18 protein-coding genes are annotated in these 18,967 nt (G+C 41.5%); all 18 read right to left on the reverse strand.

From position 1 onward, the window contains the following. Positions 1 to 267 precede the first annotated feature (267 nt). The 18 genes from ACO4R2_RS03365 to ACO4R2_RS03450 all read right to left on the reverse strand — a co-directional run bounded on the left by ACO4R2_RS03365 (position 268) and on the right by ACO4R2_RS03450 (position 18,951). Entirely contained in the window at positions 268 to 486 is a 219-nt protein-coding gene (locus tag ACO4R2_RS03365; protein WP_484769165.1) for a hypothetical protein, read from the reverse strand. Positions 487 to 695: 209 nt separating this feature from the next. Continuing rightward, positions 696 to 2,678, reverse strand: coding sequence for a polysaccharide biosynthesis protein (locus ACO4R2_RS03370; RefSeq protein ID WP_484769166.1), 1,983 nt, complete (start codon positions 2,676 to 2,678; stop codon positions 696 to 698). 95 nt (positions 2,679 to 2,773) lie between these two features. Next, positions 2,774 to 4,012, reverse strand: a complete 1,239-nt coding sequence (locus ACO4R2_RS03375) for a DegT/DnrJ/EryC1/StrS family aminotransferase (RefSeq protein WP_484769167.1) — start codon at positions 4,010 to 4,012, stop codon at positions 2,774 to 2,776. Between the two features lie 76 nt (positions 4,013 to 4,088). Next, positions 4,089 to 4,775 carry a sugar transferase gene (locus ACO4R2_RS03380; protein ID WP_484769168.1) on the reverse strand — a complete coding sequence of 229 codons (687 nt, stop codon included), beginning with the start codon at positions 4,773 to 4,775 and terminating at the stop codon, positions 4,089 to 4,091. A gap of 22 nt (positions 4,776 to 4,797) precedes the next feature. Next, on the reverse strand, positions 4,798 to 5,391 hold the full coding sequence (locus ACO4R2_RS03385; protein ID WP_484769169.1) for a GNAT family N-acetyltransferase: 594 nt from the start codon (positions 5,389 to 5,391) through the stop codon (positions 4,798 to 4,800). A gap of 6 nt (positions 5,392 to 5,397) precedes the next feature. Then, entirely contained in the window at positions 5,398 to 6,546 is a 1,149-nt protein-coding gene (locus ACO4R2_RS03390; protein ID WP_484769170.1) for a glycosyltransferase family 4 protein, read from the reverse strand. Then, positions 6,533 to 7,654 (reverse strand): glycosyltransferase family 1 protein, encoded by a 1,122-nt coding sequence (locus ACO4R2_RS03395; protein ID WP_484769171.1) that lies wholly within the window; start codon positions 7,652 to 7,654, stop codon positions 6,533 to 6,535. Before ACO4R2_RS03395 ends, ACO4R2_RS03390 begins: the two co-directional genes overlap by 14 nt. Next, entirely contained in the window at positions 7,630 to 8,352 is a 723-nt protein-coding gene (locus tag ACO4R2_RS03400) for a glycosyltransferase family 32 protein (protein ID WP_484769172.1), read from the reverse strand. The genes ACO4R2_RS03395 and ACO4R2_RS03400 overlap by 25 nt, the downstream gene beginning before the upstream one ends. A gap of 8 nt (positions 8,353 to 8,360) precedes the next feature. Next, the gene (wecB, locus tag ACO4R2_RS03405; RefSeq protein ID WP_484769173.1) at positions 8,361 to 9,512 is read right to left on the reverse strand and encodes a non-hydrolyzing UDP-N-acetylglucosamine 2-epimerase; all 1,152 of its coding nucleotides are present in this window, start codon (positions 9,510 to 9,512) and stop codon (positions 8,361 to 8,363) included. Between the two features lie 82 nt (positions 9,513 to 9,594). Next, complete coding sequence (locus tag ACO4R2_RS03410) at positions 9,595 to 9,849, reverse strand: glycosyltransferase family 2 protein (protein WP_484769225.1); 255 nt, start codon at positions 9,847 to 9,849, stop codon at positions 9,595 to 9,597. Positions 9,850 to 9,920: 71 nt separating this feature from the next. Further along, entirely contained in the window at positions 9,921 to 10,826 is a 906-nt protein-coding gene (locus ACO4R2_RS03415) for a glycosyltransferase family 2 protein (protein ID WP_484769174.1), read from the reverse strand. Positions 10,827 to 10,948: 122 nt separating this feature from the next. After that, positions 10,949 to 12,064, reverse strand: a complete 1,116-nt coding sequence (locus ACO4R2_RS03420; RefSeq protein ID WP_484769175.1) for an EpsG family protein — start codon at positions 12,062 to 12,064, stop codon at positions 10,949 to 10,951. Further along, positions 12,061 to 12,828 carry a glycosyltransferase family 32 protein gene (locus tag ACO4R2_RS03425; RefSeq protein ID WP_484769176.1) on the reverse strand — a complete coding sequence of 256 codons (768 nt, stop codon included), beginning with the start codon at positions 12,826 to 12,828 and terminating at the stop codon, positions 12,061 to 12,063. Before ACO4R2_RS03425 ends, ACO4R2_RS03420 begins: the two co-directional genes overlap by 4 nt. Before the next feature lie 178 nt (positions 12,829 to 13,006). Then, positions 13,007 to 13,843 carry an acyltransferase gene (locus ACO4R2_RS03430; protein ID WP_484769177.1) on the reverse strand — a complete coding sequence of 279 codons (837 nt, stop codon included), beginning with the start codon at positions 13,841 to 13,843 and terminating at the stop codon, positions 13,007 to 13,009. Then, the gene (locus tag ACO4R2_RS03435) at positions 13,815 to 15,062 is read right to left on the reverse strand and encodes a glycosyltransferase (protein WP_484769178.1); all 1,248 of its coding nucleotides are present in this window, start codon (positions 15,060 to 15,062) and stop codon (positions 13,815 to 13,817) included. The genes ACO4R2_RS03430 and ACO4R2_RS03435 overlap by 29 nt, the downstream gene beginning before the upstream one ends. A gap of 87 nt (positions 15,063 to 15,149) precedes the next feature. Next, positions 15,150 to 16,256, reverse strand: a complete 1,107-nt coding sequence (locus tag ACO4R2_RS03440; RefSeq protein WP_484769179.1) for a polysaccharide pyruvyl transferase family protein — start codon at positions 16,254 to 16,256, stop codon at positions 15,150 to 15,152. Next, entirely contained in the window at positions 16,253 to 17,428 is a 1,176-nt protein-coding gene (locus ACO4R2_RS03445) for a Coenzyme F420 hydrogenase/dehydrogenase, beta subunit C-terminal domain (protein ID WP_484769180.1), read from the reverse strand. The genes ACO4R2_RS03440 and ACO4R2_RS03445 overlap by 4 nt, the downstream gene beginning before the upstream one ends. After that, positions 17,425 to 18,951: an MATE family efflux transporter gene (locus tag ACO4R2_RS03450; protein WP_484769181.1), complete on the reverse strand. Its 1,527-nt coding sequence runs from the start codon at positions 18,949 to 18,951 to the stop codon at positions 17,425 to 17,427. The genes ACO4R2_RS03445 and ACO4R2_RS03450 overlap by 4 nt, the downstream gene beginning before the upstream one ends. Between the last annotated feature and the right edge of the window lie 16 nt (positions 18,952 to 18,967).

Raw genomic sequence — 18,967 nt, forward strand, 5'->3', positions numbered from 1 at the left:
GGTAGAGAGACATGAAAGGGGAAGTGTTGCCCTTTCATGTTTGCTTCTTTCCATGTTAGCTTGGCTGAAAAGTTTCTCCGAAATCTCAGAGAGCAAATCATTCTTTTGTAAAAATAGTTCTTACTTTATCGGTGAGAGAAAGGCTGAGAAAGCTTCGCTTCCGTATCAGTTCTTTCTGTTGGCCTTTTATGAGGACACTTTTTATGATTGTTTTCGTGAATACAATAAGGATGCTGGCCAACATCCTTATTGCGTCAGTTCACTTCCTTATTCTATCTGCCGATGCAATAAGGAAACTGACGAATGGCAGAAGTGTGTTGCTCCCTTCAAATGCTGCGTTTTTTGCGAAAACGAGGCAATTTTTACAGGAAATTGAGCAGATTCTTGTTTTTTAGGGGCAAAAGGAGGGTTTTCTTTTGCTGACTTTCTTCTCTCTTCGACCGACACCGATTTTTCTTTATTTTTCAGGAGAAAACGCGCTGTCAATTTTTAGGGCGGTTAATCGTGGTGGTAACTTAGTGGGTAGTTCTATCCGGACGAGTCCGACTGGTCTGACTGGTCCGATAGGTGGGAGGATTGATTGAAGGTTGTTTTTCAGTGTGCAAAAAAGGCTGCCCACTGACGGTAGGATTCTGTCAGTGGGCAGCCTTGAGAATAAGGTGCTTTTAAGAGGCTTGATGAGAAACGAATCAGTATCAGTTGGGGGCTACTTCCGTAGCTTTGTCCAACTCTTCATATTTTGAGTGCTGACTCTTGTATTCTGGTACGATTTGCTTCATGATGCGCACCGTTTCCATATCGTTGAACTCATGGCTGGCAGCCACAAGCGCATCAATTTGCTGTTGAGCTTCCTTGTAGTCATACTCACGCACGGCAGCGATACGGATTTTCTTGTGGAAAGTGGGTTTCGATTCTTCTTCGTTATTGAGCACTTCTTCGTAGAGTTTCTCGCCATCGCGCAAGCCTGTATATTTGATTTCAACGCCCTGCGCTCCGCTCAGTTTGATCATACGCTTGGCCATGTCGGCAATGCGTACCGGTTTGCCCATATCGAAGACGAAGATTTCGCCACCCTTACCGTGTGTGCCCGCTTCGAGTACCAACTTGCAGGCTTCGGGGATGAGCATAAAGAAGCGAATGATGTCTGGATGAGTCACTGTGACAGGTCCTCCGGCCTGAATTTGGCGACGGAAGAGAGGAATGACTGAACCGTTAGAGCCAAGTACGTTGCCGAAGCGCGTCGTTACGAATTGCGTCTGGCCCTCTACTATGCCATCTTTTTCAGCACGGTTGAGGCTCTGCACATAAATCTCGCAGATGCGTTTGGAGCATCCCATGACGTTTGTGGGGTTCACAGCCTTGTCCGTAGATATCATGACAAACTTCTTGACCCCGTATTTCACGGACATGTCTGCAATGATGCGCGTGCCCTCGATGTTGTTCTGAACAGCTTCTGAAGGATTGCTTTCCATCATGGGCACATGTTTGTAGGCCGCAGCATGGAAGACATAATCAGGACGATACGTCTTGAAAATTTGCTCTATGCGATCGCGGTGGCAGATACTTGTCACGATGGTTTCGGTTTCTATATCAGGCCATTCATTCTTCATCATCAGCCGGACATCGTGTTGAGGCGTTTCGGCCTGGTCGATGAGAATCATTTGCTTAGGATTGTAGATAGCTATCTGCCGTACCATTTCTGAACCGATAGAACCTGCCGAACCGGTGATGAGAATACTCTTTCCGCGCAACATGGTGCCGACGGCGTCCATATCCACTTGGATTTCATTACGAGGGAGAAGGTCTTCGATTTTCACCTCTTTCAGTGGTTGAATCTTATCTCCCTCTTTCCATTCTTCGGCCTTGGGCATCATGAGGATGCGGATATCGGCTTCGATGAGTGCATCTTGAAATTCCTGGTTCTGACGGAGCGCATTGCTACACAAGGGGGAGACAAGCAAAACTTGAATGCCGCGCTCTTTCATCAAAGGTATCAGCTTATCGTCCAGAAAATATACGCGCTGCCCCATAAGGATATGCTTGGCTTCGCTCTTGTCGTCGGTGATGAAACCGCGAAGATCAAATTGCTGAGGCTTCATATTGCGGATGCTCTTAGCGATGCTGATACCGCCACCTTTCACGCCATAGATAAAAGCCGTTTTAGCTTCAGCTCGCGTAAGGCTCAACTCATAGAGCGACTTAACAATCATACGCGTGAACCAGAGTAGGAAGGTGGCAGAAATGGTGGCAACAAGAATGTCCCGGGTGCGAATGTTGGCCTCAAACGAACGCTCATTTTGGAGGTAGAACTGCAGAGAGACAAACAGAGGGTAGTGGAGCATCCAAGCCAAAACACCACCGATGCTCATCATTCCCATAACACGAAGCAGATCGATGAACGAAGAGTAGCGGAATATGTCGGCATACGTCTTGAAGATGCGCATACCGATGAGATAAGGTGGAAGGAAGAAGAGGAAGCGTAGGCTGATCCAACCTAAGAGCTGGAGGCGTTCTGCAGAGAGTCCGAAATCTGCCCAACGTAGGATTTGGGGACGGAAGATGAGATAGGTGACAGCATAGGCCATGAGAATGATAAGACTGTCGGCCAAGACAATGGCCCAATAGGGCAGCGCCTTCCTATTGAAATACCAAGTGGAGAATTTATGCAAAAAAGACATAGGCATCATGGAAATAAAGGTTACAAGGAGTAGTATGTAGGCAAAAGGAGAAAAGATTTGAAATGGAGGCTCTTTCTTTCGCTTTCCTATAGGATTTAAAGAATTGCCTCCTTAATGGATTCTACAATGCGGCGAACATCATTGTCAGAAACATAAGGTCCGGTGGGCAAACACATACCTATGCGGAAGAGCCCATCTGATGTGCCATTGACATAGCGCGGTGCATCTTTGTAGCAAGGCTGTGCGTGCATCGGTTTCCAAAGTGGGCGACTTTCTATACCTGCCTTATCAAGCCATACGCGCAGCGCTTCTACGTTGCGGTTCGGTTCTAGTTCTGTGTGCAACGAACCTCCTGCGTGAACCACGCCTGCTGCTCCGCCCACTGCGCCTTCAATGGCTGTTTTGTAGACGTCTTCTTCTCCTTTGATATGGAGGTCGGGAGAGATAGTAATGGTGCTCAACCAATAGTTTGAGTCGTAGCGACTGTTAGGATTCAGGTGTACGTCGATGCCCTCTACATCGCGTAAGAGTTCGGCATAGAGCTGAGCCACGTGCTTGTGGTGGTTGATGTGGTCTTCTAAGACGGTCATCTGTCCACGCCCGATACCTGCACAGATGTTTGACATACGATAGTTGTAGCCAATTTCTTCGTGCTGGTAGTAGGGGTAAGCTTCGCGCGCTTGGGTGGCAAAGAACATCACGCGGTTTTTAGCCTCTTCGGTGGGGCAGATCAGCGCGCCTCCCCCTGAGGTGGTGATCATCTTGTTACCATTGAAGGAGAGTACGCCGTATTCTCCAAAAGTGCCGACTACTTGTCCGTCGAAACGAGAGCCCAGGCCTTCGGCAGCATCTTCAACAACGGGGATGTCGTATCGGCGGGCGATTTCCAGAATCTCATCGATGCGGCCTGGCATACCATAGAGATAGACCACGATGATGGCTTTCGGCTTGCGTCCCGTTTTTGCAATGCGGTCTTTGATAGCCGTTTCGAGCAGTGTGGGGTCCATATTCCAAGATTCCTTTTCCGAATCGACGAACACGGGCGTTGCACCTAAGTAGGTGACAGGGTGACTGGATGCGCAAAACGTGAAACTCTGGCAGATGACTTCATCGCCGGCCGTCACTCCAAGGGCAAGTAGCGACAAATGAACCGCAGCCGTTCCTGCAGATAATGCCACCACCTTTTTGTCCTGTCCAACATACGTTTCGAGGTCTTTCTCAAATCCGTTCACGTTTGGGCCGAGAGGCACAACCCAGTTAGTGTCAAACGCCTCTTGGATATACTGCATTTCGTTGCCGCTCATGTGAGCTAAGCACAAGTAGATTCTATTCATATCTTAATGGTTGATTTTTGTTATAGTTGGATTGGGAGATAGATTATGTGATAAGATTATATTGCGTAATGAGCTTTCAGATTTTCTCTCCTGCATACTCGATTTGTTTTCCGAAGATGGTCGCGATGATCATTCGTATGTCTTGGATGAAACTATAGTGGTGAAAATAGTAGTAGTTGAGTCGGACTTTATCAGGATAGATAATGCGATCGTTATACTCTTGAACAGAACGAATTTCAATGCCATTGATACAGAGGACTTCTTCTTGTTTGAGTCTTTCGGCGATATTAGCCAGTAGCTCCTCCTCATTGCGATATTTGAGGGATGCAGGGCCTGTGATTCCTGGTCGAAGTTGGAGCACATCGCGATCGGTGCCTGTCAGCTGGTCTGCGTATCCAGGAACATCTGGTCGAGGTCCCACAAAACTCATCTTGCCAATGAAAACGTCCCAAAGTTCGGGCAATTCATCAATCTTGTAGCGCCGGAGCTTTTCTCCCAGTGGTGTGATGCGGTTTTGTTCTTCGGATGCAATAGAGCTTTGGGTAGAGTTCTTAGAAGCAGTGGCCGATGTTTTTGAGACACTCATTGATCGGAACTTGTGGCAGCGGAATATCTTTCCGTTGCGTCCCACTCGCTGCTGTACAAACAATACTGGACCAGGCATTTTCACTTTGATGAGTATGGCCACGAGAAGATAGAGCCAGCAAAGGCAAATCATACCAATGAGCGAAACCAATCGGTCAAAGATGTATTTTAATATCATTGGTGGAGAGATTGAAAACTTATTAGTTAGGAAGAATTTCAAGATAGAGGTCGTTGTCCTCCAGTTCTTTTACAACGCGAACATTACTGGCAGAAAGAGCAGAACGATAGGATGCAATATTGTCTTTAGAAACTGTTTCGAAAAGACGAAGACCGATACCGAAACCTACTTCGTTGAGAATCTTATTCATGCAAGTGCCTAACCCTTGGCCTCTATAATTTATATCTACGATTCGACCTCTAAACCCTTTACCAAAGAAGAAACTACGATTAAAGCAATATCCGGCAATGTGTCCGCTTTCTTCTAAGAGAACATATCCTAAGAAAGCTTTATTGCGCTGAAGCTTACGAATGGCATCTGCCGTAAATCCATGCGGCTTAAAGAATCGGAAAGCTTCTTCGGGTTGCTGTTGAAAGAAGTGAACCATGTCCTCTGTTGGAACATCAGAGAGGCGTACAATTTTTAGGCTTTCATTCCTCTCTTGATGGAGCGACTTTTCAACCGTCTTGAGTTTCTGCCCATATCTTATAGAGAAGAGGAAAGAATTGATCCAGTTCACCAAACCCCAGACCCATGGCGTTTTGTCTCTCAAAAAATGTGCAAGCGCGTAGAGCATAGCGTTTTATTTGTTATTGAGGAGCATTTTCCTATATCTTTCAAGCAGCGCATTCCAAACATCTTGTTGAGAAAAGCGCGTGCATACCATTTCTCTGGCTTTAGCAGCCATTGATGAAATGCGTTGGGGTTCTTCAATGAAAGAAACCATTGCTTTGAAGAGAGCTTCCTCGTTTTTTGGCGGGATGATAATGCCGTTTTGCTCGTTCACGATAATCTCGTTCGCCCCATTTATATCTGTAACGATAGCGGGTAATTCCATTGCGCCAGCTTGTAGTACAACATTGGGAAAGCCTTCGCGATAGGAAGGGAAGACTAAGGCATCAGCGGCAATCAGGTATGGACGAATGTCTGTTTGCCAGCCCACATAGCGAACATCGGGAGTGGTTTTGAAGAAATCTTCATTATCCTCTTTCAGTGGGTCGAGCGTGCTTTCAAAACTACCTACAAGAATTAGCTTACATCGTCCTTTGAGTCGTCGCATGCAAGAGGCTAATTCGTTCATACCCTTATCTGCCACAATTCGGCCTACAAAGATAAACGTGAAATCATCGGGAGAAATGTTCAGTTCTCTTCTTGCCTGCTCTCTGTTAATAGGGCATTCTTGAACGGAAAAATAAGAGACATCCACGCCATTTATATTGCCATTCAAAACAACTTCCAGCGGTTTTTTTGTGATACCATCTTCTCTCAGCGCGTTTAAGACGCCTTTTCCTTCGGGGATTACGTCCGTAGCAAAACGGCACGTCAGTTTTTCCATAGACTGGAGTAGCCATCTGAATTTCCCTGTCACGCCTTGGTAGCGCAGGCCTGTGACAGTGTAGATGCGGACGGGAATTCTCGCCATCCAGGCAGCAATCATTGAGAGCAATGAACCTTTGGGCGTATTGGCGTGAACAATATCTGGTTGCTCCCTGCGGAACAAACGCCACAAAGTCCATAAGCACGAAAGATCCGCCCAAAGCGAAATCTCTCTATGCATTGGCACATCAATCACGCGGACCCCTTCTCTCTCTGCCACCTTTTGCAGTTCGCCCGTATCTGCTGCCACCCCAACAACCTCAAAGTATTGACTGAGAAAACGGAGTTGCCCTTTCAGCAAGCCGTTGAGACTGATGTCGTGTGTGGTGACGCGCAGGAGTTTAGGCTTTGACATGATAGAACGTAAGTAGTTTTCCGATGTTGGTATTGACATCGTATCCGGCTTGTGCGATTTTCGAAAAGTTGTCCGGCTTTTTGTAGGGGAGAGAATTACAAAGTGTGCCAACCCACATACTGAGGGAATCGTTCAGTGAAAGAAACCGTATGTCGCCTGTCACATCGACCGTTTTGTCTATAGTGTCTGCCAGAACACATTTTGTGCCTGCTGCCTGGGCTTCGATCACTGACACGGGGAGTCCCTCGTACCACGAAGTTAAGACAAACAGGTCGAAAGCTTGCTGGAGCTGGTCTATATCGTTCCGAAGTCCTGTAAGTAGGACATGCTGATCGATGCCCAAGTCGCGTATCTGGCTTTCTATCTTCTCCCGTTCATCACCTTCCCCCACTAACATGAGGACTGCATTGGACTGCACTTTCAGGAATTCGTTAAATACCCTGATGGCAAAGGCGTGGTTCTTTGCGAAGTTGAGGCGTGCAACCATCCCTATGACGGGGGCATCTGCGGGGATGTTGAACTCTTGACGGACTTTGTTGCGGACGTGCTCGTTAGAGCGAAACTGCTGTGCATCAATGGCATTGTAGAACAGGTGAAACGGCATCTTGCCGAAGCAGGAAGTTCCGGCTTCCTGTCCGCAGGCCAGGAGTGTAGTGTAGTTTCGTTTGAGAAACTGCAACGCGAATTTCCGAAATGGATATCTGATATCGAGCGGGACAGCAGCACAATGACTGTGGGCAATCCTTACCGGTACTCCGTATTTTGCTGCATATTTCAGAACAAACCCTCCGTTTTCCTGAATGTGCGTGTGTACAGCGGCATATTCTCCGCGGTGTTCTCTGAAAAAGTGATTCAGCCAACGAAAATATTTTAGATAATGGCCCGGACGAATAGAGCATGTGCGGAATATCCTTCCTCCCATACGTTCTATATCATCTTCATATTCTCCTCTATCTTCTCGATGAACCAGAAAGTCGAACTGAACTTTTGTTCGGTCCAATTTGCGATAATGGTTCATGATAAAAGCCTCCGCCCCTCCATGGTTGAGGATGGTAAAGACTTGGAGAATCCTTTTAGGAGTATTCATTTCTTGAGCCGTGCTACCCATTTTGTATAAGTTTTTTCGCCGAAGACAGGGACAATAATATGCATTCTGATAAAACGGATTACTCGTGTAGTCCAGGGAATCCACAGCAGTGTGTGCCAATGGATAGCGTAAGAGTTCTTTGTTCGATGAGGCTTGCCGCTGGTAAGACTCACTACGTGAAAATAGTCATCGGGATACACCTTGATTCCTTCTGAAAGATGTTGTTCTTTGTTGGCCTTTACATAGCCATAGTTCTCCAGCAGATTCTGAAGCAGGAGGTTGTTGACTTCCGTATTGAGCGACCCATCGGGGAGGACAAAAAGACGACTTTTGTATATGTCAAGCGCACGAGTGAAGAATGGGTGCTGCGCTTCTGCAGCCATGAACGCCGTGAGCGAGCCGGAGTCATCCGTGCCAAGCACCATCCGTTCTTTCAGAAATACGTCCAGCGGTTTGATGATTTCTATGTCCGTATCAAGATATACTCCGCCTTGTGTGGCTAACGCAAAAATCCTGACAAAATCCGAGACAAAGGCAAATTTTCTATGTGCATAGGCGTCTCTTGTAAATTCGTAAGCGTTGACATCGAAGGACTCTTCGTTCCACAGCACGAACTTGTATTCGGGTAACCATTTCTTCCAACTCTCTATGCAGTATTCCACCTTTTCGGGTAGCGGCTTGCCTCCAAACCAAATGTAATGTATAATCTTAGGAATCATGCGGTTCTTTATTTTAGCTTTTCCACTATTCGTCTGCAAGCCTTGCCGTCGCCATAGGGATTGACCGCAAGACTCATCAGATTGTAGGCTACAGGGTCTTCGATGAGCCGACTCACTTCTCCGACAATTTTATCATAATCTGTCCCAACTAGTTTTACCGTTCCAGCACTGAGAGCTTCTGGGCGCTCGGTGGTGTCGCGCATCACGAGTACAGGCTTACCTAATCCTGGAGCTTCTTCTTGTATGCCTCCACTATCTGTAAGAACAATGTTTGATTTTTCCATCAAGTAAACAAAACTGAGGTATTCAAGCGGTTCGATGAAGAACATATTTCCCAGGTCGTTAAGGTCTTCTCCGAAAACTTCGTGGATGGGTTTACGCACGTTCGGATTGAGATGCATGGGGTATACAAAGTCAACGTCTGGATATTTTTTATTGAGGGTTTGTATAGCTCGGCACATATTGATGAATCCATTCCCGAAGTTTTCTCGGCGATGTCCTGTGATTAGAACGAGGCGTTTCCCCTTGTTGAGGCGTTTAATATCGTATCCTGCCTTGTTAAGAATTTGCTCAAGTTGCGCATCCAGTTTTTTGTCGTTTTTGATTTTATCAACGACCCAGTAGAGAGCATCTATGACAGTGTTACCTGTAACAGTTATATTTTCTTCAGCAACATTTTCTTTGAGGAGATTCTCTCTGCTGAGCGGAGTTGGAGCAAAATTATAGGTGGCGATTCTTCCTGTAATTTGTCTGTTCATCTCTTCTGGCCACGGATTGTATATGTTATGTGTTCGGAGTCCTGCTTCAACATGCCCCACTGGGATTTGCTGATAGAACGCTGCCAGAGCTGCCGCGGTGCTGGTTGTGGTATCTCCATGTACGAGTACCACATTTGGCTGAACCTCTCTGAGAATATCTCTCATCCCGACGAGCACACGTGCTGTGATATCATAGAGATCCTGTCCCTGTTTCATAATGTTGAGATCGTAGTTAGGCTTGATGTCGAAGATGGAAAGCACTTGATCTAGCATTTCTCTATGCTGACCTGTTACGCAAACGATAGTGTTGAACGTGTCCGGGTGTTTTTGAAACTCCTTTACGAGTGGTGCCATCTTGATGGCTTCGGGACGAGTCCCGAAAACGAGCATTATTGTTTTCATATAATTAAATTTCTTATTGACGATTTGTGTTAATGCCCCACTTTTCCTATCCTCTTATTCATACACCTACTTGCTCTATAAATTAAAGGGCGTGAATATTTTTCAAGAAATCATCACTATCAATAAAAAGAATATATTGTCCTGAGGCGTGATCTATTTCAAAGTTTCGAGCAGCTGATGCTCTTCTATTTTCTGTATGAAAAACTTTAATCTGTTTGTTCTCTCTAGAATATCTGCAACAACATTGATATGAGTTATCTGTAGACCCGTCATCAATTAATAGAAGCTCGTAATTATGAAATGTTTGGCTTATAATTGATTGTATGCAATTGTCAATGTATCTTTCAAAAGTATATAGGAATTATAATACTAAACAAAAGAGGATCTATGCAGAAGACGTACTAATTTTTATCTATAATGATTCTTGCTACTATAGACTTTATAGCGGATAAAGATATTGAGTGCTAGGCCCAGAGGAAGAAGCAGGATAGTCTCACATCTCATAGGTGATAAAAGAATCTGTCGGTATTTTCTAGCAAAAATACAACTTGAGATATAATGTATTGTATTCTTTATCTTATTCAAATAAGATGTTCTTTTATCCTGTAACGCAAGTAATCTTAGTTGAGCAAAACTATTGGGACTTTGTTTGTATTGATAAAAAATATTTTTTGACATGCTATTATTAGCATCTTGATAGTCAACAAAACATAGATTCTTATTTATAATAAGCATGGGAAGATACTTATCTACCTTTAAAAACAGATATATAGGATTGGCAAACTTTTCGTTGGGGGCACCTGGCATGGGAGCTACTTTTTTTAGTAATTCAACACGATGTACCATTTTTACATCTCCCTTGTGGTATTTCGTAAGATTGGTAATGAATGAACTCTTTAGTCCTTCAGGAAAAAAACCGCCTATAGGACCACCATTCATATAAAAATCTAAACCAACAATTCCCGCATATTCTTTATTTCCATGTGTCTTCCAAAAAGAGAGGATAATTTCCACAGCATTGTCTGGCATATAGTCATCAGAATCTATACAGACGCATAATTCTGTATTCATTAGTTCGATGGCCTTATTATAACCAGTGTATAATCCACCATTATCTTTATAGCAATACCTGATTTCAAAGTCGTTTTTTTGTTGCTGGAATTCTAAAACAAGCTCTTTTGTCTTATCTGTGGATCCATCATCGATGATAAGCCAATTAAAATCTTTAGATGTTTGCCTCGTTAAGCTCTGATATAGTCGTTCTAGAGTATGAGAGCGATTATATGTACAAGTAAAAACAGTTAGCGTATTCATTAGTTATATGGAGATAAAATTAAATAGTAACGTATAACTATAAGTCTAAAATAGTTCTTAACATTATTGTTCTTTAGACAGGCTATGGCAATTTTTGTAGATTGCTTTCTATAATATATTTGCTATTTCCCAATAAACCACATGAAGAACGTAAAACCAGTATGTGCTAATAAAACCAAACTAGTCTTGTATCCATGTTCGAATTTCCATACTTTGAGTTTTAATATAGGATAACCGATAACAATCGGATATAAGAACCATGATAAATAGGCAAAACGATTGGAAAAAGGAATTCTAATAATCATGATCCAAAAGGCATTGGAGATTATGTATGTGCATAAAATTATGTTATACATAGGATCTGTAAATCTCCGTTTGAATGCAATGTAGTATCCAAGTAGAATAGGCATAAAGCTGTAAATTATAAAATCCCATCTAAAGCCAACTCCAGAGAAAGAACTTAAAATGTCTTTAGATTTGATATTAGCATACTCGAACATACGATCATCATATCCAATGCTGCTAATGGCATTCATGATTGTATTTCCTCCAATGAAGCTAATAGGGATGGCAATAATCCATAATATGATCCAATATTTTATATTTGGTTTGAGATATGCGATGAGCATAGCTATTATTGGCAGAGTTGTAGATCTGTGAATGTTGATAGCTATAAAGCATAAGAATGCGCAGATGATTTTATCTCTTATATTTCCTTTTATAAGCGTTATAGCTAATATGACAAGACTACATGCCATTCCATTTCGAATACCATTGACGCCGTATGAGAAAAAAGAGAAGGAGCAGAAACAAATTAGTAGAAGTATTGGCCAATTCTTAGGAAGTAAGCGTTTACATGCAATAATAATTGGAACAACATATAGGATTTCAATAATAAAGAAAAACTCGGAGGAATTAAGGAACTTAGAACAGTTGTACATTAAGACACTAAATAACCAGTCTTTCCCTTCTCCAATTTGAAATGTAGTTGTTCTACTCATCAATGCGTAGTCGCGAGCATAAACTACAGTGTCACCAAACAAGATGCTATTAGGTCTAAATCCTACAAAAAAAATGAATAAGATGGAAAAGAAATAGGCGCCAGTTCCCGATATTTTCTGTTGTGTGATTTGTTTGTAGCTCTTATCTTTGATAAGATAGAATTGGATAATGCTAAACAAAAGTATTGACCAATAGAAAACTGGATAATATAGGGAGGCATACTGAATGTCAATCATTCTTTCTTGGTGGTTTTAAAGAGGTGAAATAGTGAAAAACCTAATATCTTGTTAATCCTATTTTTTAATAGATGTAATTGATATCTTACCGTATGATGATTTAGCCACGAAGCATCATATAAATGAATAGAAACTGTATTCTCTGTACATTTCACGATTCCTGTAGTAGAATCCATGGGGCAGAAATAATCATCAGGATAGATCCATAATCCTGCAATTTGGATAGGCTCTGTAATAGAAGACTCTTTTAATCCATATTCGTGAAGAATCTTCGTAGTATGGGTGACAATAGTACCTTCTGCTTGTTGTCCATCATTCTGGATGAAATGCAGATTATTATAATAATCCAAAAACTTTTTATAAATGTCCATTTTTGGATGAGCTCCCAGACCTAATCCTGGAGCTATTCCGGGAAGGTTTACGTTGTTCTCCAGTTGGATAAATGCGCTCTTTTCTGCCCCCATAAAAGGGCCTTTTTCTATGATAGAATCAAAACTTTTTAGAATCTCCACATCGGTGTCAAAATATAGGCCACCATAGTTATATAGAATCCAGTATCTAGCATAATCGCTCACAAAAGCATATTTTTTTTTCTCATACGCTTCGCGAGTATAGGGGGTTATATTCACATTGAAATTATCTTCGTTCCATTCTTTTATTTGATAATCTGGGAAGAATTGTTTCCAACTTTCAATGCATTTTATAGCAGATTTTGGGAGAGGGTTGCGCCCAAACCAACAGTAATGAATAATTTTAGGAATCATTTTTTACGCTCTGAATAACCGATGATGTATTGTGCAAATTTGAATTTTGAAACACAAGATATAAGAAGATATGAAATAACAATCGTAAGAATAAAAGTTAATATAATTTGGATAACTCCTCCTAATTGACTAATCAGAGGTACTTTCCATAGTATATACCGCATAACCAATATGTGAATTAAATAGATTCCAAAACTATAATTAGAAAAGCGGATAATATATTTTTTATTCTAGGCGAATGGATCAAGGATACGTTCTTTTGTATAATGGCAAACCATGTCATAGCCATTATTGCTACAAAGATGGAGAGATACCAAAACACGCTGTAATAGTCCACAGCAGCATGAGAAACTTTACTACATATATAAGCAGCTATTGATCCTATTGTTGCGAGTAATAAAAAGCGTATTTTTATTGGAGATTTATAAGTTTGAAGATAATAGCCTAATACGATATAGCCTAAGAACCCTGTAATATAGTAGAATGGATTATAAACATCATCAGGCACTTGAGCAAAAAGTTTGATGAGTGGTAAGCATAATGTCCCTCCCCATGCCAATAAGTAAAATTCAATTTCTCTCTTTGTAGCCTTTTGAATCCAAGGAGAAAGAATAGGGATAACTAAGTAAAGACCGAAAAGAACGTACATAAACCATAGAACGCCAAGGGCTGAAGGCCCAAAAGGTATGGAAACAATGGTTTCTAGGAGTTCACTAGATTTTAATTCTCCTGTTGTAACTCGGATGGCAATGTAAGCAACGGACCAGAACAAAGTTGGGTAAACAATCTTACTACATCTTTTAGTCAGAAAGGTATGAGAAGTTCCAGCGATAGGGAGTAGTAGTGCTCCTGAGACCATAAAGAACAATCCGATGCAAGGAGCTGATAGATAAGATATAGCGGAGAGGATTAAGCTATTCGTTCCTAAATTTGGCATAGGAGAATGCATGAGAATAACCATTAAGCAGGCAATGCATCTCAGATAGTCAAGATAAATAATTCGTTCCTTTATCATTTAATAATCTATATATTTTTGCTGTTTCGTTTTCATTTCCATAATCATGCGATTGGAGGAAGTCAATCAATTGCGCTTGCAAATTCTTATTTTCTATAACATCAGCAATTCCCTTGGCGCATCCTTCATTATCCATCGGAACAATTATTCCGTCCTCCCCATCTTTAATTTGGCTTTCTGCCGTAAGATAATTGGTAATGATTGTCGGTTTACAAAGAATTTGTGCTTCGCGTACGGTTATGCTCTTCCCTTCATATCTGGAGGGTTGTATGTAGATATCACATCCTTTAATGTATGGATAGGGGTTGGTACGTTTCCCTAAAATGATGACTTGGTGTTCTACCCCCGCTTCTTGAATACGTTGACGGATTAAGGATTCCATATCTCCGTACCCAATCAAGAACCATCTAAAGTCAAGGCCTCTTTTCAACAAACGGCAAGCGATATCAGGGATATTATCGTAATTTTTTGCTTCACAAAAACGTCCGATAGACAGTAGTATAAACGGACGCGGTTTTGTAGAAGACGGTGAAAAGTGTAGAGAAAATTCTTTTTGAGCGTCAAAGGCATTAGCTCGCCGTTTGATAAAAGCTGGAGAAATGATATTCTCTATAAGAACTATTTTTTTTGCTAAAGAAGGGAATGCAGATAAAAAATTAGCAGATACTTTTTCAGAAATAGATGCAATGTGGTCGTATCCATTCCATGTTGGTAGTTCTTTTTCTACGTCAATGTCGATTGTTGAATAATCTGTATGAATCCATGCTATTTTCTTGTGGGCTTTCACTTTTTCGAGAACAATGCCATGTGGTGTTACGAAACTGATGGCCAAGTCATAATAGCCCAAATTATGGAGTGAAGGCAAAAAAGGCAAAACGTTGAGGTCTACGTATTGGAAAATAGCAGAATTATCTTTAGGGTGTTTACGATTAGCGTATTTCTGATATTGCCATTTTGCTTTCAATCTACCCCAAACCACTCCAAACTCTCCAGCCTTAAGCGCGGTTATGATTGGAGCCTCTATGTGTGAGTAAGCGGAGATTTCAGGAAGTAGATGGACCTCTTTAGGTATCCATTCAAGCATTTCACCGCGGTGCGCATAAAGAAAAAGATCAACATCAACTCTTGAATAGTCTAAGGTTTGCAATAGCCCGACAAGTGCGCTTTCTGCTCCTCCTATTTCTAAATAGTGCATAGCAATGAATATGCGAGATTTCATAGATATGTTTGTAACACTTTGAGTGTAATGTTGTGTAATAATTCTTAGGCGTTTGTTTTGCGCTATAGCTTTTAGATGTATCTCGACCTAGGCCTCACATTTTTCCATTTGTTTGCATAAAAAATCTTTAGAGGCTTTAGCCAGGATTTTTATCTGCTGATTAACAGGCGCCCAATCAATGGGTTGCATAAGAGTATCTGTGAAATCTGCTACAAGTCTTTCCTTTAGTCTAAAGTCGTTAAGCAAACTTGCCATTCTTTCGTTTATGCCTTCTTTTCTATTCACCACACACATCTCTCGATTGAATATTAAAGAAAAGGCTGTGGCATGAAAGGAGTTTGTTATAACGAAATGTGAATGTGCAATGAAGGATACAAATTCTAATGGCCCTATATTAACAAGATTTTTGTGAGCATAGCTCTCTTTGAAAGGCCCTATATTGTATATCTTCCATTTATTTCTAAGTGCAAGAGTCGTTGCAATGTCGCGAATTTCAGGAGAGTGTTCAAAATCGTATACAACGAGATATTTGTCCTTGTTATTTGTGGTAGGGATAGACTTCTCCCATTGCTCTTTGGTCAATAAAAAAACAGGGTCACAAACGGCAACGCCGTCTTTTATCCCTAATCTTTCCAAGAGTGAGAGGGAGGTCCTTTCTCTCACGGAAATAGCGTCCAGTCCCTGCAACATTTGTGATACAAAATCATGACAATCTTTTTGTATCTCTTTAGTTGCGAAACTGGCAGCATAGCTAATTCGTCGCTTCCCTTTAGGCGCAAAATCTAAATAAAATGCAGGATCTTTCCCATTTGGATAGAGAGTGTTCCAGATTTGGTCACTACCAGCTATATATATATCTGCTTGTGGCGGATCTTGTTTGAGTTCATCATTATTGTGATAGCGTCGAGTGAGCTTTAGATAGTTTTTAGTGAAGTCATCAAATATCGTTTTCCTTTTTAGCGAAAGAAGTCTCTCTGGTAGTTTTGCTATGAGATAGAGCTGCTTAAGAAGAGGTTTATCAAAGATAGGATTGATATTCCCCCATAGTTGATAATGTCCACTGAGGTAGGAAGGTTTATAATCTATAATTTGAACCTCATTGCCAATACTCTCTAAATATGTTTGTAAGGCATAGGCCTGTAGTGATGCTCCTAGATTGTAAACGTCATGGCAAGTAATTGTTCTTATCTTCATACTTGTGGTCGCTCCTTGAGTCCGATAATCTCCAAGAATTTTGAAGGGAATCGAACAATATAATATTTGAGGGCTTTGGGGATATTTTCTAATAGTTCTATGCGAACTGCTTTCTGCTGAATCTCAGATAGTTTCTTTCCTTCCTTTAGTCCTTTCATGACAGAAGGATAGGAAAGCGGTCGGTGAGCACATTTCTTCATTTGTGCCTCACCTATAATCTCTAAGGTTGAGGGCTCTATGTGGAGAACATCTTTCATTTCTTGCAAGAGATCTAATCCTTTTTGGGTAAGGCATAACACTCCATTCACGCCCTCTTCGTCATGTGCATATTTTCGTCCCCAAAGATCTCCAATTCTGATGTCTGCAGCAGAGTTGTCGTATTTATATTTACAATCTTTGTAGCATTGTTCTCCCAAACACCGATCTCCAAGAAACATCCTATAGAATAGGTCCCCTTTCGAAAACCACGACGAATACCGTTCTTTTACTTTCATGACCCATGAATCGTGCCAGCCCGTTTCCTTATCACGCCAAACAATATTTTCGATTTTCCCTATTTTCTCCTCTGTTTCTTTTAAGTATTGCTTCCAAAGGAGCATAGATGGAACTCCGTGACAAAAGAAGTCGAGAAAGATAACATCATCTTCCATCTTTCGCCTTTTAAGCCAGCGGCGGATAGAGTCTATCTGACAGGGGCATCCGGTGATGAAATATTTTTCTCCTTTTTTTATCTCTGACAATGCATCTGCTGCATGGCTTTGTATGTATTTTGACCCAATAGAAGCTTCAAGTTCCTCCTTCGTTTCAGCTACATAGTGTTCTGCGCATTGTGTGTCGGGATTGTATTTACACACAATAGCTTTATAACCCTTGTTTATCAAGTAGCTGCCTATCTCAAAGCTCACACCGCCACTGGTGCAGATACGACGAGTTGTTTTATTTTTACTCCATGCGGCAAAGCTTTGATGCTTGAAACCTTTTTCCTGACTCGGTGTGGAAGCATTAAAAGCGCATACTTGTAGACAAATTCCGCATTCGATACAGTTCCTTTCGTCAACAATTGGTTTGTAGAATCCGTTATCGTCTTGGCTCATGGATATTGTCTTTTTAGGACATGCAGCCACACACGTCCCACACCCATAGCAATAGGAAAATTTGGAGATATTCTTCACGCTTTTCTAAGTGTTTTTTTGAGAGTTTCTTTTATTAGTTGCTTTTCTGTCGCTTTAAACATTGTTGTCCAAAACAAGAGAATAATTACAAAAACTTCTGCGATGAAGCGGAAAAAGAATGCTGCTATAGAAGAACTGTTTTCACTCAAAAGGTAGAACAATCCCACAACTAAGATCATGGCAAGAATAGCTTTGAAGTAGTCGGCAAAAATAGAAGTGTAGTTGATTTCGGGGATCAATTTGTGTAATATCCAAATGTCTGTGAGGCATACAATCATCTGACTAACGATGATGAATATGTAGCCAATGATGGGAGTAGTGGGGTGGAATTTTAGAAAGATGTAGATAAGGAGCGGCGTTGTGATATATATGATATTACGAACGATGCTCGAAGATTTGATATTGCCCGTTGCTTGTATGCCTATGGTAACAATCTGTGAAATACTGGTGATGTAAATAGTAAACAGTAATAAACGGCAAAAATCTATGCTGTATGGTGGAATATTACCTAACCACAAATGGAAGATAAAAGGACAATCTAGGATGATAGGAATTGTAACAAGCGAGACAAGTAGCAGATTTAAACGGATGGAAGAGGTCATAAGAGTGTTCATCCTGCTTAAATTCTGAGAACTATAATTCATGATGATTTGTGGCCGAACAGCTGTAACAACGTTAGCCACCAATCCCAATAAAATCCCTTGAACTGTAGTGGCAATACCTGTTGCCGCGTTCACTATTGTGCCAAAAAAGAAGTTTAGCACGATATTGCTTCCATAGACTCGGAAAGAATAACCGCACTCCGATAGAATATTCCAGCTTGAAAAGACCAGCATTGGGCGTATGGTCTTTAGGTCTACATGCCATTGTATGTGGCATTCTTTATAATGCTTTTTGCAATATATCCGATAGGTGAGTGCTATGATGATGTTGGTGGAAAGAACAAGTAGAGCATATAGTATGAGTTTGTCAGACTTTCCTATTAACAATATGTATACGATGCCCAACTTTAGGAAAACATTGAATAATTCCACATAAGCATACACGTCCATCTTTTCATGCGCAATGATAGAGGCGTTGTAGGGTACTTGTGTGATAGAAAGGAACATGCCTATAATGCTACACTGATACACGATGTGAGCCGCTACCATGCGGTGTTCAGGAATCACAAGTTTGTAGGAGAGTATCCATAATCCGACAGTTTCTGATAGAATAAAGATTATTGCGGCAATACAGAGATGTACAATAAAAGCTGACGAAAAGGTCTTTTGTAGTTGTACCTCTCTTCCTTTTCCTATATCAAATGTCAAGAAGCGGCTGGTAGCGCCCGACATGGCTGCATTCAGGAAAGAAAACATGCTCACTATTCCCCCCACAACGCCATAGATGCCATAATCGCTTATTCCTAAAGTTTGCAGAACAACTCTACTGGTGTAGAGGCTAACTAATATAGAGAAAAGCATACGGGTATATAGAAAAACCGTATTCTTTGCTATTGTTTTGTTGTTAGATGAGATTGTCATCTGTCTGTATGTGGTT

It is taken from the genome of Alloprevotella sp. (genome assembly GCF_057240785.1).